13 protein-coding genes are annotated in these 14,550 nt (G+C 70.6%); 12 read left to right on the top strand and 1 reads right to left on the bottom strand.

The genetic code is table 11. From position 1 onward, the window contains the following. Positions 1–2,765: RNA polymerase sigma factor (locus tag VGS97_RS13430; protein ID WP_414641706.1), on the top strand; the 2,765-nt coding region annotated here is incomplete at its 5' end. On the opposite strand, the gene VGS97_RS13435 is transcribed toward VGS97_RS13430, so the two are convergent. Continuing rightward, a complete protein-coding gene (locus VGS97_RS13435) occupies positions 2,759–3,514 on the bottom strand; it encodes a hypothetical protein (RefSeq protein WP_326853754.1) in 756 nt (251 codons plus the stop codon). The genes VGS97_RS13430 and VGS97_RS13435 overlap by 7 nt on opposite strands. Before the next feature lie 265 nt (positions 3,515–3,779). Between VGS97_RS13435 and VGS97_RS13440 the strand changes: the two genes are divergently transcribed. From VGS97_RS13440 to VGS97_RS13490, 11 genes are all read left to right on the top strand, one after another. Then, positions 3,780–4,718 carry a Ppx/GppA phosphatase family protein gene (locus VGS97_RS13440; RefSeq protein WP_326853755.1) on the top strand — a complete coding sequence of 313 codons (939 nt, stop codon included), beginning with the start codon at positions 3,780–3,782 and terminating at the stop codon, positions 4,716–4,718. A 34-nt stretch (positions 4,719–4,752) separates the two neighbouring features. Continuing rightward, on the top strand, positions 4,753–5,694 hold the full coding sequence (locus VGS97_RS13445; protein ID WP_326853756.1) for a sugar phosphate isomerase/epimerase: 942 nt from the start codon (positions 4,753–4,755) through the stop codon (positions 5,692–5,694). A gap of 86 nt (positions 5,695–5,780) precedes the next feature. After that, positions 5,781–6,632 (top strand): pyrroline-5-carboxylate reductase, encoded by an 852-nt coding sequence (gene proC, locus VGS97_RS13450; protein ID WP_326853757.1) that lies wholly within the window; start codon positions 5,781–5,783, stop codon positions 6,630–6,632. Between the two features lie 329 nt (positions 6,633–6,961). Further along, the gene (locus tag VGS97_RS13455) at positions 6,962–8,365 is read left to right on the top strand and encodes an efflux RND transporter periplasmic adaptor subunit (RefSeq protein WP_326853758.1); all 1,404 of its coding nucleotides are present in this window, start codon (positions 6,962–6,964) and stop codon (positions 8,363–8,365) included. Further along, entirely contained in the window at positions 8,362–9,204 is an 843-nt protein-coding gene (locus tag VGS97_RS13460) for an ABC transporter ATP-binding protein (protein ID WP_326853759.1), read from the top strand. The genes VGS97_RS13455 and VGS97_RS13460 overlap by 4 nt, the downstream gene beginning before the upstream one ends. Beyond that, a complete protein-coding gene (locus VGS97_RS13465; RefSeq protein WP_326853760.1) occupies positions 9,201–10,385 on the top strand; it encodes an ABC transporter permease in 1,185 nt (394 codons plus the stop codon). Before VGS97_RS13460 ends, VGS97_RS13465 begins: the two co-directional genes overlap by 4 nt. A gap of 142 nt (positions 10,386–10,527) precedes the next feature. Continuing rightward, positions 10,528–11,370, top strand: coding sequence for a phosphatase (locus tag VGS97_RS13470; protein WP_326853761.1), 843 nt, complete (start codon positions 10,528–10,530; stop codon positions 11,368–11,370). Positions 11,371–11,625: 255 nt separating this feature from the next. Then, entirely contained in the window at positions 11,626–11,889 is a 264-nt protein-coding gene (locus VGS97_RS13475) for a helix-turn-helix domain-containing protein (RefSeq protein WP_326853763.1), read from the top strand. A 125-nt stretch (positions 11,890–12,014) separates the two neighbouring features. After that, the gene (locus VGS97_RS13480; RefSeq protein WP_018654693.1) at positions 12,015–12,113 is read left to right on the top strand and encodes a 30S ribosomal protein bS22; all 99 of its coding nucleotides are present in this window, start codon (positions 12,015–12,017) and stop codon (positions 12,111–12,113) included. A gap of 313 nt (positions 12,114–12,426) precedes the next feature. Next, positions 12,427–13,524, top strand: a complete 1,098-nt coding sequence (locus tag VGS97_RS13485; protein WP_326853764.1) for an NAD-dependent epimerase/dehydratase family protein — start codon at positions 12,427–12,429, stop codon at positions 13,522–13,524. Next, on the top strand, positions 13,506–14,444 hold the full coding sequence (locus VGS97_RS13490) for a lysophospholipid acyltransferase family protein (protein WP_414641709.1): 939 nt from the start codon (positions 13,506–13,508) through the stop codon (positions 14,442–14,444). Before VGS97_RS13485 ends, VGS97_RS13490 begins: the two co-directional genes overlap by 19 nt. The last annotated feature ends 106 nt before the right edge of the window (positions 14,445–14,550 follow it).

Consider the following 14,550-nt stretch of genomic DNA (forward strand, 5'->3'; position numbering starts at 1 on the left):
CACCGTTCGATGATCGGCCGCTGCGTACCGAGCCGATCAGGCCCTCCGGCGATGCGGGAGATGGCTGGGGACGCGCTTCGGCGTATGACGCGTATGCGGACGGTCTGCACACGTACGCCATATGGTCGCTGCGGGATCACGACGCTGCGGCGGATGCGCTGTACTGCACGTTCGTCATCGCCGACCGCCACATCACACAGCTTCGGCAGCCTGAGCACGTCCAGCCGTGGCTCTACGCGATCATGCGGCGCGAGTGCATGACGCGGGCGGCAGATTCAGCGTCAGGGTCAGCCGTAGCCTCGGTTTCCGAGGCGTCACCGGAATCGTCGTCGCCATCCGCATCGTTGGCATCGCCGACGTCGTCCTTGGCGGCGTCTTCGCCGAATGCGGGCGGGTCGCCGAGCCCGGTCTCGGGTCGGCTGCGGCCGCCGAGCGGTTCGGCCGATCCCAGCGGATCGTTGGCCTCGCTGGAGCGGAATCTGCGCCGCGCCGAGTTCCACTCACTGGAGTGGCCCGAGTCGGAGGGCCTCGCACCGGCGCACCGGGAGATCCTGGAGCTGACGATTCGTCACGGGCTCGACAGCCAGGGGCTCGGGCTGGTGCTCGGACTCGGCCAGTCCGGTTGGGCGGGAAGGTTCGGCGGTGGTGAGGCCGGTGGAGTCATCGGCTCGGCCGGGTCGCAGGGCTTCGGCGTTCTCGCGGACGCGTGGCGGGAACTGGAGCGTTCGCTTGCCGCGGTCGCTGTCGCGAAAGCGTCGCGCGAGCACTGCGCGCAGCTGGCGGAACTCACTTTCGGCTGGTCGGGGCGGCTCGACGCGACGTTGCGCGCGCCGCTGACGGATCACGTGGACGGCTGCACGCGCTGCCAGCATTATCTGCACACTGTCATCGGCACTCCGGCGGCGCCGACGATCCTGCCGTTCGTGGCCGCTCCGCGTGCGTTGCGGGAGATCGTGCTCAGCGAGCTGCACGACCCGCGGATTGCATTACGCCTCGGGATTGACCACGACGCCATCGCGGCGCGCATTCAGCGGTTCACGCCCGACGGGTTCCCGATGGCGGCGAAGCCCGCATCGGCGCGTCGTCGCAGTGGTCGGCGGGCAGTGCCGCGGGGAACCGTCGGCGCGACGCGTACGAGCATCGGCATGGACCAGCCGATGCGGGGCGGGGATGGGCAAGCGGCGGAAACGCGGGCGCCTGTGGCGAGCGACACGTCCGTCGCTGCGGACGCAGTGTCGGAACTACCGCGCCGGACGCCGGGTGCCAACGGAATGCGTGACGACGTGTCTGCGACGGTAGGTCGATCCGACAACGACGATGTTCCCTGGGCTAGACCCACGTCCAAGCACAGAGCCAGGGTGGATGACGATACGGACGCCACCGGCGTGTATCGGTCACCGGGAAGCTGGGCGGCGCGCGTTCTTCCGCCCGATACAACGATGGCGTGGCGACCAGTGGACGGGCGGGACGCCGAGCGTTCGTTGCAATCGGTGAGGTCGGGTGAGAGGCGCCGTGCTTCGTCCGGCAGCTTCATCTCGACGCCGTCCGGTCGGTTCGCATTCCGTGCGCCGAACGTGGCTGGAGAGGCGATCGCTGGTACGGCCGCTGCGTCCACGGCTGCGGGTGCTGCGGGTGCTGCGGGTGCTGCGGGTGCTGCGGGTGCTGCGGGTGCTGCGGATCGCGGCGGCGCGCGGTTACCGCGCCTTGCTGCGCCGACGCCCGAAGCGCCTCGCGACCAGGACGGTAAACCGCGACCGCGTCCACGCCACAAGTCGCGACCGGTGCGACAGGCCGTGCTGTCCGCCACCGTCCTCGGCGCGGCGGGTGCCGCCGCCGCTGCCTCGGCGGCGCTGCTCGGGGCGGTCTCCGAGAATCACTCGCACGTGCTCCCGGGCGCCGAACCCGCGCAGCAGGACGCTGTCAACGGGCCGAATGGCGGCGGCGGGTTGTCCGTCGCGGTGAGCACTCCGTCGGCGCCCGGTGCGCGATCCGGCACGCATGGCCCGAACTCGCCCGGCTCCGGTGAGAACGGTCTGGCGCCGGGAACCGGCGGCGTGAGTGGCACGGTCGGCGATGCGACGGGTCCGGGCGCGGCTACTCCCGGCTCCGGCGTGAACGCCGCCGACTTTCGCGTCAGCGTCAACCAGCGCGACGCGGACCCGAGCAGCGTCAGCATCCTGCTGCGCAATGTCGGTGGCGCGCCGACCACGTGGAGCGCCGCGCCGCGCGACCGGTGGATCACGCTGAGTCAGAGCTCTGGCACGCTTGGCGCCGGGCAGTCCCAGGCGATCACCGCGACCGCGACGAGCGCGGCGCCATCCGGCCCGTGGACGAGCGCGGTGACGTTCTCGCCGGGCGGCTCGGTCGTCACCTTGCGCGGCGGCTACGGCCCCACCTCCGGGCCGTCCACGCCACCTTCGAGCGCTCCGCCCACCGGCGCGACGCCTGGTTCGCCCGGTCAGTCCAGCAATCCGCCGTCCTCCGGACCGTCGCCGACCCCGACGCCGAGCGCCGGTTCGTCCTCGGCGAGCGGGGTCGGGCCGTCCGCCACGGTGCGGCCGTCGCGCAGTGCCTCACCTGGCGGCGGCCCGAGCACCGCGCCAGGGTCGGGCTCCGGGCCGGGATCTGGGTCCGGAGCCGGGCCGGGGCCGGGCTCGACGCCTAGCGCATCCGCTTCATCCACAGCCTCATCCACAGCCGCAGTCGGCTCGTCGAATGGCCCTGCATCGGCCGCGCCGCGCCCTCACCGCGCGGGCGGCTACTGAGGCGACGCCGGGTGCCGGGCGACCGGGGCCTTCGTGTCGAGGTGGTCGGCGCAGAACTGCACGAGCACGTCATACGCGGGCCGTCCCATCAGCTCGACGAGTTCCGGCGCGTAGGAGACGTACACCGGATCGGCGGCGATGTGCGCCTCGGTGTTGCCGGTGCACCACCAGTTGAGGTCGTGGCCGCCCGGCCCCCAGCCGCGGCGGTCGTACTCGCTGATCGTGATCATCAGGATCTTGCTGTCGTCTAGCCGCTCCACATGGTCGTAGGTGCGGCGGATCGGCAGTTGCCAGCAGACGTCCGGCTTGGTCTCCAGCGGATGCCGGCCTTCGCGCAGCGCCAGCGCGTGCAGCGCGCAGCCGGCGCCGCCGGGGAAGCCCGGGCGGTTGAGGAAGATGCACGCGTTCTCGTGCACGCGGGTCTGCCGGTCGCCGTCCTGGTCGGTCTCGCTGATCGACAGCCGGCTGCCGCGCTTGGCCGCCTCGCCGTGGAACTGCCAGGTCTCCGGGGTCAATCGGCGCGCGGCCTGCTTCACCCGCTTTTCGTCCGCCGAGTCGGAGTAGTGCGCACCGAGCGAGCAGCAGCCGTCGTCCGGCCGTCCGGCGTGGATGCCCTGGCAGCCGGAGCCCCAGATGCATCGCCAACGCGAGCACAGCCAGGTCAGGTCCGCGCGGAACACCTGCTCGGGGTTGTCCGGATCGGGGAACTCGACCCACGCTCGGGGGAAGTCCAGCGGTACTTCAGGCACGGACAAGAGCCTAGGAGCGGCTCGGCGAACCGACCATCCGCCGCGCCGGAAAATCTTTCGCGGTCCGGCTGGAGCCCGGACCTGCGCTCGGGCGCGTCAAGTGCGTACGGTACGCGGGGTGCCCGGGGCGCCGGGCGCCGGTGGCCGTTCGAAGAGGCTCGATGGCACGGTGTCGATGGCGCTGCGCAGCGAAGTTGTGCCTCGATTCGGTGAAGATCACGGCGGCCGCCAGCGGCGCGACCCGGCGTGGTCTAGCGTCGTGAGCATGCGGCTAGGGGTTTTGGATATCGGGTCGAACACGCTGCACCTGTTGGTGGTGGACGCTTATGAGGGCGCGCGTCCGCTGCCGGCGTTCTCGCACAAGATCGAGCTGCAACTGGTCGAGCTGATCGGCGAGGACGGTGCCATAACCCCGGACGGCGCCGAGCGGCTCGAATCGTTCGCGGCCGAATGCGTCGACATCGCGGAGGACAAGGGGGTCGAGGAGTTCATCGGCTTCGCCACCTCGGCCATCCGCGACGCGACCAACGGCGAGCAGATCCTGCGCGGGATCCGTGAGCGCACCGGGCTGAACCTGGCCGTGCTCGACGGCGCGGACGAGGCCCGGATGACCTTCCTCGCGGTACGCCGCTGGTTCGGCTGGTCCGCCGGGCGGCTGCTGGTGCTGGACATCGGCGGCGGCTCGCTCGAAATGGCCTCCGGGTTCGACGAGATGCCCGAGGTGGCCCGCTCGGCGCCGTTCGGCGCGGCGCGGCTGACCAAGGACTGGCTGTCCGGCGACCCGCCGGACGAGGACTCGGTCCGTGCGCTACGCCGGCACGTGCGCAGCGGCATCGCCAAGGTCGTCGGCGAACTGGTCCGCTACGGCCGGCCGGATCGGGTGGTGGCGACCTCGAAGACCTTCCGGCAGCTGGCCCGGGTGTGCGGGGCCGCGCCGAGCACGGAGGGCTTCTACACCCCGCGCAGCCTGCGCCGCGCGGACTTGGTGGAATGGCTGCCCAAGCTGTCCCGGATGCGCACGGCGGAGCGGGCCGAACTGCCCGGGGTCTCGGCCGCGCGCGCCGGTCAGCTGCTGGCCGGAGCGATCGTGGCCGATGCGGCGCTCGACCTGTTCGGCGCCGACCACGTGGACATCTGTCCGTGGGCACTGCGCGAGGGCGTCATCCTGCGACGCCTGGACGGCTTGCAGGACCAGTGGCTGTAGGAGACCCAGCCGACTGGTATGTAGTCTCGGTCAGGTGACGTGGGCGGTCGGCAGCAGCGGCGAGGCGGCTCGGGTCAACGTGCCCAAGGTCGCGCTATCGACGATCTCGGTGTACCCGGCGAGCACGGCCACCGGCTTCGCCGCGGCGGCCCGGCTGGGCTACGACGGCGTCGAGGTGATGGTCACCAACGACCCGGTGAGCCAGTCGATCGACTCGCTGAGGCGGCTGCGTGACGGGCTCGGTCTGCCGATCCTCGCTATTCACGCGCCGTGCCTGTTCTGGCTTAACCTCCAGCGGGTCTGGGGCACCGAGCCGTGGGCGAAGCTGGTCAAGGCGCGTGAGGCGGCTGATGCCCTCGGCGCCAAGGTCGTGGTCGTGCACCCGCCCTTCGTCTGGCAGCCCAAGTACGCGGCTGACTTCGTCGCCGGGATCAGGCGGATGCAGGAGGAGACGGACATCCGGTTTGCCGTCGAGAACATGTACCCGTGGCGCACACCGCGCAACCGGATCGTGGGTGAACGCGGGGTTGAGGCGTACGCTCCGGGCTGGGATCCGACCGAGCAGGACTACCCGTACTACACCCTCGACCTGTCGCACTCGGCCACCTCGCGCATCGAGACGCTCTCAATGCTCGAACGCATGGGCCCGCGGCTCGCCCACCTGCACCTGGCCGACGGCAGCGGCTCCAACGCCGACGAGCATCTCGTGCCGGGCCGGGGCAACCAGCCCTGCGCGCAGATCCTCGGCCTGCTCGGGCGCAACGACTTCGATGGCAGTGTGGTGCTTGAGGTCAACACCCGCCGTGCGGTGAATCAGGACGAGCGGGACGTCGACCTGCAAGAGGCGCTGTTTTTCGCCCGCAGGCACCTCGCGGGCGCAGCGGTGGCGGTTGAACGGAAGGGCGATGTCGCGCAGCTCGCCGGGCCGGGCGGCGCCGGGCCGGATGGCGTCGACGTCGACGTCGATCAGACATAGGACACGCGGATACCGCGCATGGGACGGATACTGCGCATGAGACACCGTTGTGCACGGACACCGTGGACGAGATCAAGGAAAAGCGCGTGACTGGTCAGAGTGTTGGCTACGGCGATACGGAACGGCACAGCGGCAGCCGACTGGCCGTGCTGGGCGCCGGCAAGATGGGTGAGGCACTGGTCTCCGGCGTGTTGCGCGCCGGGAAGTCCGCCGACGAAGTCGTGATCACCGCACGGCGAGCCGAGCGGGCTGCGGAGCTCACCGCGCGTTACGGCGTTGCGGCGCTCTCCAACGCCGAGGCGGCCAAGAGTGCCGACACGCTCATCCTCACGGTCAAGCCGCAGGACATGGCGGCTCTGCTGGAGGAGCTTGCGCCGCACGTCCCGGCCGACCGCCTGGTGATCTCGGGCGCGGCGGGCATCACGACCGCGTTCGTCGCGGACCGGCTCGGCGTGCCGGGGCTGCCGGTGGTGCGGGTCATGACGAACACCCCAGTGCTCGTGGACGAGGCGATGTCCGCGATCTCGGCGGGCGCGCACGCGACCGACGCGCATCTGCGCCGGGCCGAGGAGATCTTCCGGCCGGTCGGCAAGACCGTCCGGGTCCCCGAATCGCAACAGGACGCCGTCACGGCGCTCTCCGGCTCCGGCCCGGCCTACTTCTATTACCTGGTCGAGGCCATGATCGACGCCGGGATCCTGCTCGGCCTGCCGCGCGCCACCGCGCACGAGCTGATCGTCCAGTCCGCGATCGGCGCGGCGGTCATGCTGCGCGACTCCGGAGAACACCCGGTCAAGCTGCGCGAGGCGGTGACTTCTCCGGCCGGCACCACTATCTCGGCGATCCGCGAACTGGAACGGCACTCGGTGCGCGCCGCCCTGCTCGCGGCGTTGGAAGCGGCCCGTGACCGCTCCCGTGAGCTGGCCTCAGGGGTGTGACGCGGGCGTTGTCGAGCCGTTGTCGAGCCAGTGTGCTGCGCATATATCGGGCATGTTCCGCGCATTAGGAGCATGATGCGTTTATTACCGGCGTGTCACGGTTGGGACACGAGGGTTCTGGTGATTCACAGGTTGGCTTAATGTAGGGCCAATCGGCGTCCCACCGGACGCGCTGGACGCTCCGGTGGGGCGGCGAAAAGTTCGAAACCTTCCGGTGGGGACCTCTGGCGGGGACCTTCAGCACAGATCTCTGGCACAGATCTCTGGCGAAGACCTGCGGCGGACCCCGGCCGTGAACCGCCGAACCCGCACTGCATACGATGTATCGCGTGAGCGGAGTATGGGCTCGGACAGGGCTCTTCCTGGCACTCGGTTGCGTCACTGTGGTCGTCACGGTGACCGGTTGCACGTCGAATGCCGATTCGGGGATCCAGGTCGCCCCGATCGGGTACGGGACCGTGGCGCAGGTCGTGCAGGCCCCCGCGAACATCGTCCCCAAGGCTCAAGTCACTCTCTCGGCGGCTTCGGACGGCACCGTCGCGAAGCTCGCGGTGCAGGACGGCCAGCGCGTCACGAAGGGCCAGCTGCTCGGCGTCATCTCCTCTCCGGCCGCGCAGCAGCAGCTCGACCAGGCCAAGCAGGCCGCCGCGCAGGCCGCTGACTCGGGCGGCGGCGCAGTGCAGCCCACTGATGATGGTTTCACTGCGGCCGCGTCGTCGGCGCGCAGTAGCGCCGACCGGGCGTTCCGGCAGGCAAGGCAGGCAGCGAATCAGATCACCGATCCGACGCTGCGTAAGGCGCTGCTCGACCAGATCTCTGCGACGCAGAGCTCATACGACTCGGCGATCAGTGCGGTCACCGGCACGATCGCGCAGTTCCAGCAGGGCCTCGCCTCCGCGTCGCAGGTGCTCGCGGCGCTCGGGCAGGCGCAGCAGACGCAGGCGCAGGCCGTGGTGGACGTCGCACAGCGCACCGTGGACGCGCTGACGGTGACCGCCCCGATCTCCGGCGTCGTCACGCTCGGCAGCGGTCAGGCGGGTGCGGGCGCGAACGGCCTCGGTTCGCTCAGCCAGTTGCTGGCCGGGGCGGCGGGTTCGAGCGGCGCGTCCGCGCTCGGCGCGGTGGCCGGCGGGAGTTCGGGCTCGGGTTCCGGCGGCTCGGCCGGATCCTCCGGCTCGGGCGGCTCGGTCATCTCCGTCGGAAGCCCCGTCTCCAGCGGCGGCGCGCTGTTCACGGTCACCGACGCGTCGAGCCTCTCGGTCACCGCGCAGGTCGACGAGACCGACGTGCTCAACGTCGCGACCGGAGTCGTCGCGCACATCCAGCTCAACGCGGTCCCCGGCGCCGATTACCAGGGCACGGTCACCGCGGTCGACCCGGACTCCACCACCTCGGCGCAGGGCGGCGTGACGTACACGGTGCGGATCAGGCTCGGCGCGGGCACGCTGTCCGACGGCTCCGCGGCGCCGACCCCGCTGCCGGGGATGAGCGCCATCGCAGACCTCGATGTCCGTACCGTGCAGCACGCGCTCTCGGTGCCCTCCGCCGCGCTGGTGACGGACGGCAACGTCACCAGCGTGTGGATCGTCACCGGCGGCGTCGCGCACAAACAGGCGATACGGCTCGGCGCGCAGGGCGACAAGTCGGTGCAGGTTCTCACCGGTCTCAGTGCGGGGGACCGGATCGTCGTCGCCGGCGCCGACAAGGTCGCCGACGGGGATCACGTCGGTTGACCGCGGAGAATGCGCAGAACGTCGTGACTACAGCCGCCGTCGCGATCGAGGCGCTCGACGTGCACCGGGTGTACCGGTTGGACGGGGTCGAGGTCGCGGCGTTGCGCGGCGTCTCGCTGCGCATCGAAGAGGGCGAATACGTCGCGATAACCGGGCCGTCAGGTTCCGGCAAGTCCACGCTGATGCACCTGCTCGGCTGCCTGGACCGGCCGAGCGCGGGCTCCCTGCTGATCGGCGGCAGCGACATCACGAAGCTCGGCGACGCCGAGCTGGCCAGGCTGCGCAACGAGTCGATCGGCTTCGTCTTCCAGTCCTTCCAGCTGCTCGCGCGCACCTCGGCGCTGGACAACGTGGCGCTGCCGCTGGTCTATCGCGGCGTGGGCCGCGGCGAACGGCGGCGGCGGGCGACCGCCGCGCTTGAGGCGGTGCACCTCGGGCACCGGCTCGGGCACCGGCCCACACAGCTGTCCGGCGGAGAGCAGCAGCGGGTGGCCATCGCGCGTGCACTGGTCGGCGAACCACGCGTGCTGCTGGCGGACGAGCCGACCGGGAACCTGGACACGGTCAACGGCGAGCAGGTCATGGCGATCCTGGAGGAGCTGAACCGGGAACGCGGCGTCGCCGTGGTCCTGGTCACTCACGAAGCGGAGATCGCCGCGCGGGCACGGAGGCTGATACGGATCCGGGACGGCCTGGTCGTCGAGGACCTGGTCGTAGAGGACACCGTCTCGGGCATCGCGCAGATCGATACAGAGATCGACAATGCGATCATCGACAATGCTGTGCTCGGCGACTCCGTGCTCGGCGAGTCCGTGACGGGGAAGGCGGAGAACGGGTGAACCCGCTGGAGTCCCTGCGCGTCGCGGGCGAGTCGCTGGCCGCGAACCGGTTGCGCTCGCTGCTGACCATGGTCGGCGTGATCATCGGCGTCGCGGCGGTGGTCGTGCTGGTCGCCATCGGCGGCGGCGCGCGCAACATGGTGGAGAACGAGGTCGAGGGCCTGGGCTCCAACATCATCCTGGTCGTGCCGGGCAAGTTCGCCTTCGGCACCGCGCCCTCGGTCTCCCGGCTCCAGCTCTCCGACCTCGACCTGGCCGCGCGGGTCGTCGGCTCCCCGGACGACGTGACCGCCAGCATCACCTCCGGCGAGGAGGTCCGGGCCGGCGGGCTCGGCTACTTCGCCACCGTCCAGGGCCTGACCCAGACCGTGCCGCAGATCTTCAACCGGCCGATGGCCGAGGGCACGTACCTCACCAAGGCCGACGTGGACACCAGCACCCGCGTCGCGGTGCTCGGCGCCGATGTCGCGTCGACGCTTTTCCCCGGCGAGGATCCGGTGGGCCGGCCGGTGACGATCGCCGGCGTGCGCTTCCGAGTCGTCGGCGTGGCCGTGCGCCGCGGCTCGGCTTTCGGGATCAGCCAGGACAGTCAGGTGGACATACCGATCACCGCGGCGCAGCGGCTGTTCGGGATGGCGGCGGTGCAGGACCTCGCGGTCAAGGCGCCCACCCCGGACCGGATCGGGCCGCTGTCCGACCAGCTGGTCGCCGAGCTGTCCGCCAAGTACCCGGGCCAGCAGTTCTCCGCGGTGACCCAGGACCAGATCCTCGGCACCATCGGCAAGATCCTCTCGCTGCTCACCCTGGTGCTCGCGGCCATCGCCGGCATCTCGCTGCTGGTCGGCGGGGTCGGAGTCTCCAACATCATGCTGGTCGGCGTCCGGGAGCGCACTCGCGAGATCGGGCTGCGCAAGGCCCTCGGCGCGCGGCAGCGCGACGTGATCCTCCAGTTCCTGGTCGAGGCGGTACTGCTGACCGCGGTCGGCGGCACGATCGGCATCCTGCTCGGCGTCGGAGTCTCGGTCGCGGTCGGCGCGTTCAGCCCGCTGCCCACGGCGATCGCCTGGTGGTCACCGGCCGTGGCCTTCGGCGTCTCGGTGGCGGTCGGCGTGATCTTCGGGGTCGTCCCGGCCCGGCGGGCGGGACGGCTCGACCCGGTCGTGGCGCTGCGGACCGACTGAGCCGCGGACCGACTCGGCTGTGAACCGGCTGCTCGGGCAAGCACCGCCGCTTCGGCGGCCGGGCTGACCAGGGTTTGCCAAACGTGCCGGGCGTCGATTCGTTTCCCGTCCCGACGCGGTGCGGCCCGCTACTCTCGGGACCATGAGCGCTCTGGTCCCGGTCGTCGGAGAACAGCTCGACCCCACCCGCGAGGAACTGGTCGAGCATCTGACGGCGACCGGAATGGCCGGCCGGGTCCGCACGCCGCGCGAGAACAACCTGCTGCACTACCGGCTGCTGGCCGATCGTGACCCCTACTACCTGCTCGGCCTCGACCCCGCCGGGCACTGGACCGGCGACTCCGTCCTGGAGTTGATGGCCCGCAAGGTCGGCGTCAGTCCTCTGCTCAACCACCGGAACGGGCAGGACACCATCGACCCCGAGCGCACCGCCGACGCGCTGGACCGCTACGCCGAGCGCTTCGCCGCCGCGCTGAGCGAACGTCAGCGGGTGCTGTTCGCCACCGGCCACCCCCGCAATCTCGGCCCGCTCTACCAGCGCTTCGCCGCCGTGCTGCGTGCGGCGGGGGGAACCGTGGTCGAGGCTGCTGACGGCTGGTCGTACGAGGCGACCTCGTCCCACGGCCGCAAGCGCCTGGAGGTCAGGTACCACCAGGGTGTCGCAATGGTCGAAGACATCGGCGGCACGGCGCACAGCCACGCGGCCCGGCCGATCCGGGCGGTGCTGGCCGAGCTGGCCGCGCGGCACGAACCGCTGCCCGACCTGGTGCTCGCCGACCACGGCTGGTGCGGCGGCGCGGCCCAGGCCGGGGTGGACGCGATCGGGTTCGCGGACTGCAACGACCCGGCGCTGTTCGTCGGCGAGGACGAGGGCACCGTGCAAGTTGCAGTCCCTCTCGACGACGGGCTCGATCCGGAGCAGTATGAGCTCCTCGGTGACTACGTGCTCGCACGCGTCGGGAGCGCGCAAATCCGGCGCGACTGAGCCGTCTGACACTACTGCGCCGTGCAGTACCTCTGTGCGACCCTACGTGCCCTTAGCGCGCAAAACGGCGCAACTTTCACTTCAGCAGCGTAAGACTGCGTAATGAGGTGGTAGGGATATCCCCATAATTCGGAATCGCTCTCCCCATTCGCATCACGGGCAACTACTGTGGGAGACGGAACGCACACGCGTATGGACTATCGGACGGAGGGGATGCCGGTGTCAACGCGTCTGCGCGAAAGGTGGTTGACCCAGATGCCCAATGCCCATTCCGCCGACACCGAACAGGTCGCAGGCGCATCTCGTCCGCAGCTGTTCGGCGACGGGACGGCGCTCGAGGACGTGAGCTTCCTCACGGTTGCCGAGGTGGCCGGGGTGATGCGGGTCTCCAAGATGACCGTCTACCGGATGGTTCACTCGGGAGAGCTGACCGCGGTACGTGTAGGTCGCTCGTTCCGGGTACCCTCGAAGGCGGTCCGCGAATACCTCTCCGGCGCGTACGTCGGCAGCACCGAGTGACCGCGTGAGCGCGCGGCGGCGCGAGTGAGTCCGAGGCGGCGATCGAGTCCGCGGTCCTGAGTTCGCCCTCCGGGCGGGTACCCTGGATCCCTGTCACATCCGTGCATAGTGAGCGAGGGTTCCAAGTGGGCTCGGTCATCAAGAAGCGCCGCAAGCGCATGGCCAAGAAGAAGCACCGCAAGCTGCTGAAGAAGACGCGCATCCAGCGTCGCAACAAGAAGTAGTCGCGCGGTCGCGTCCGAGGTCGCAGTGCTCTTGGCGGCTCTTCGAACCCAACCGGTGCCTTTGTGGCGGCTGTAGGCCCGTCCGTCGCTTTGTGTCGGACCCTGCGCCGCCGGCCCCGATTACGTTCGAAGAGGGCTCTTGGTGGCTCTTCGAACCCGACCGGTGCTTTCGTGGCGGCTGTGGGCTCGCCTGCCGCCGCGCGTCGGCCGACCCTGCGTCGCCGGCCCCGGTCATGTTCGAGGAGGGTCTTGGTCTTGGCTTGCGGGACCGGGAGGCGGTAGCGCGGGTTTGAACGACTCCGGGACCATTCTGGTGACGGGCGCGGCGCGCAGGCTCGGCGCGGCCGTGCTGCGTGACCTGCTGCGCCACGGCGTGGCCGGAGAGTTCCCGGTGGACCGGATCGTCGCGGTCGACCTGCGCGAGCCGCGGCCCGAGGACCGGGTCGAGGGCGTGGAGACGGTCCGCGCCGACCTGCGCACGCCCGAAGTCGCCTCGCTGATCGCCCGGGTGCGCCCGCACACCGTGCTGCATCTCGACGTGCTCGCCGCCCCGGCCCAGGCCGGCGGCCGCACCGCGATGAAGGAACGCAACGTCATCGGCACGATGCAGCTGCTCGCGGCCTGCCAGAAGTCGCCCAGCGTGCGGCGCCTCGTGGTGAAGTCCTCCGCGGCGGTCTACGGCTGCGCCTCGCGCGATCCCGCCCTGTTCACCGAGGAAACCGAGCCGCACCGCCCGCCCCGCTCCGGCTACGGCAAGGACGTCACCGAGGTCGAGGGTTACGTGCGCGGCTTCGCCCGCCGCCGTCCCGACGTCGCGATCACCATCCTGCGTTTCGCCAACTTCCTCGGGCCGGACGTGCAGACCGCCTTCGTCGACTACCTCTCGCTGCCCGTGCTGCCGACCGTGCTCGGCTTCGATCCGCGGCTCCAGTTCGTGCACATCGACGACGTGGTGCAGACCATCCGGGCCGCCGCGGGGGAGACCCGCCCCGGCACGTACAACGTCGCCGGGGCTGGCGTGCTGACGCTCTCCCAGATCGCCCGCCGCCTCGGCCGGCCGACCTTCCCGGTGCCCGCCTTCACGACCTCCACGCTCGGTGCCGTGCTCAAGCGCACCGGGCTCGCCGACTTCACCGCCGATCAGCTCAGCCTGCTGACCTACGGCCGGGTGCTCGACACCACGCGGCTCGGCTCCCGGCTTGGTGTGACGCTGCGTTACAGCACTGCGGAGGCGGTTACCGCACACGCCGGGGCCGCCGGACTGCGTCCGCTGATCTCACGGACTGCGGTCGCCACGGCCGAGCAGCGGCTGACCGACATGCTTGCCGATCGCGCCGTGCGCCGACAGAACGGTGTATTCGGGGAGGATGAAGGGAGTAACGGGGTCGGCGACTGGAAGGAGGACGGGTGAGCGAGCAGCCGCAGGAGCGCCGGACGGCCGTGCGGCCGCCGACGGACCCGATCGACACCGTCGGCCGACTGCTCGGCGGTGCCGACTGGGAGCGGCGCGCCGCGCGTGGCCTGGCCTTCCTGCGCCGGCGGATCACCGGTGACTACGAGGTCGACGAGTTCGGCTTCGACCCGGAGCTGACCGAGAACGTGCTGCTCGGCGTGTTCCGCCCACTGTACGAGCGGTACTTCCGGGTGGAGACCCGGGGCATCGACCAGGTGCCGGACAAGGGCGGCGTGCTGATCGTCGCCAACCACTCCGGCACCCTGCCGCTCGACGCGCTGATGACGCAGATCGCCCTCGCCGACCACCACCCGGCCCGCCGGCACCTGCGCATGCTGGCCGCCGACGTGGTGTTCAGCATGCCGTTCGTCGGTGAGCTCGCCCGTAAAGCCGGGCACACGCTGGCCTGCAACCCGGACGCCGAGCGGCTGCTGACCGGGGGCGAGGTGGTCGGCGTGTGGCCCGAGGGCTTCAAGGGCATCGGCAAGCCCTTCGCCGACCGCTACCGGCTCCAGCGCTTCGGCCGCGGCGGGTTCGTCTCGGCGGCGCTGCGCACCGGCACGCCGATCGTCCCGACCGCGATCGTCGGCGCCGAGGAGATCTACCCGAAGATCGGCGACATCAGGCCGCTGGCCCGGCTGCTCAACCTGCCGTACATCCCGGTGACCCCGACCTTCCCGTGGTTCGGGCCGCTCGGGCTGATCCCGCTGCCGTCCAAGTGGTACATCGCCTTCGGCGAGCCGATCGACACCTCCGGCTACGACCCGGGCGCCGCGGACGACCCGATGCTCGTGTTCAACCTGACCGACCAGGTCCGCGAGACGATTCAGGACACGCTGTACCGGCTGCTGTTGCAGCGCCGCTCGGTCTTCTTCTGAGCCGCCCTCTTCTGAGCCGCCCTCTTCTGAGCCGCCTTTTTCCGAGCCGCCTTTTTCGCCCGAGCGGCGCTGCTTCTCTGTCGAGGCCCTGCTCGCGCTGCGCGGA

It is taken from the genome of Actinocrinis sp., assembly GCF_035946395.1.
Classification (GTDB): Bacteria; Actinomycetota; Actinomycetes; order Streptomycetales; family Catenulisporaceae; genus Actinocrinis.

What these genes read in the sequence shown, in the direction of transcription:
- VGS97_RS13440 (WP_326853755.1), top strand. Translation starts at nt 3,780, where the DNA reads ATGCGGCTAGGGGTTTTGGATATCGGGTCGAACACGCTGCACCTGTTG.
- VGS97_RS13470 (WP_326853761.1), top strand. Translation starts at nt 10,528, where the DNA reads ATGAGCGCTCTGGTCCCGGTCGTCGGAGAACAGCTCGACCCCACCCGC.
- VGS97_RS13475 (WP_326853763.1), top strand. Translation starts at nt 11,626, where the DNA reads ATGCCCAATGCCCATTCCGCCGACACCGAACAGGTCGCAGGCGCATCT.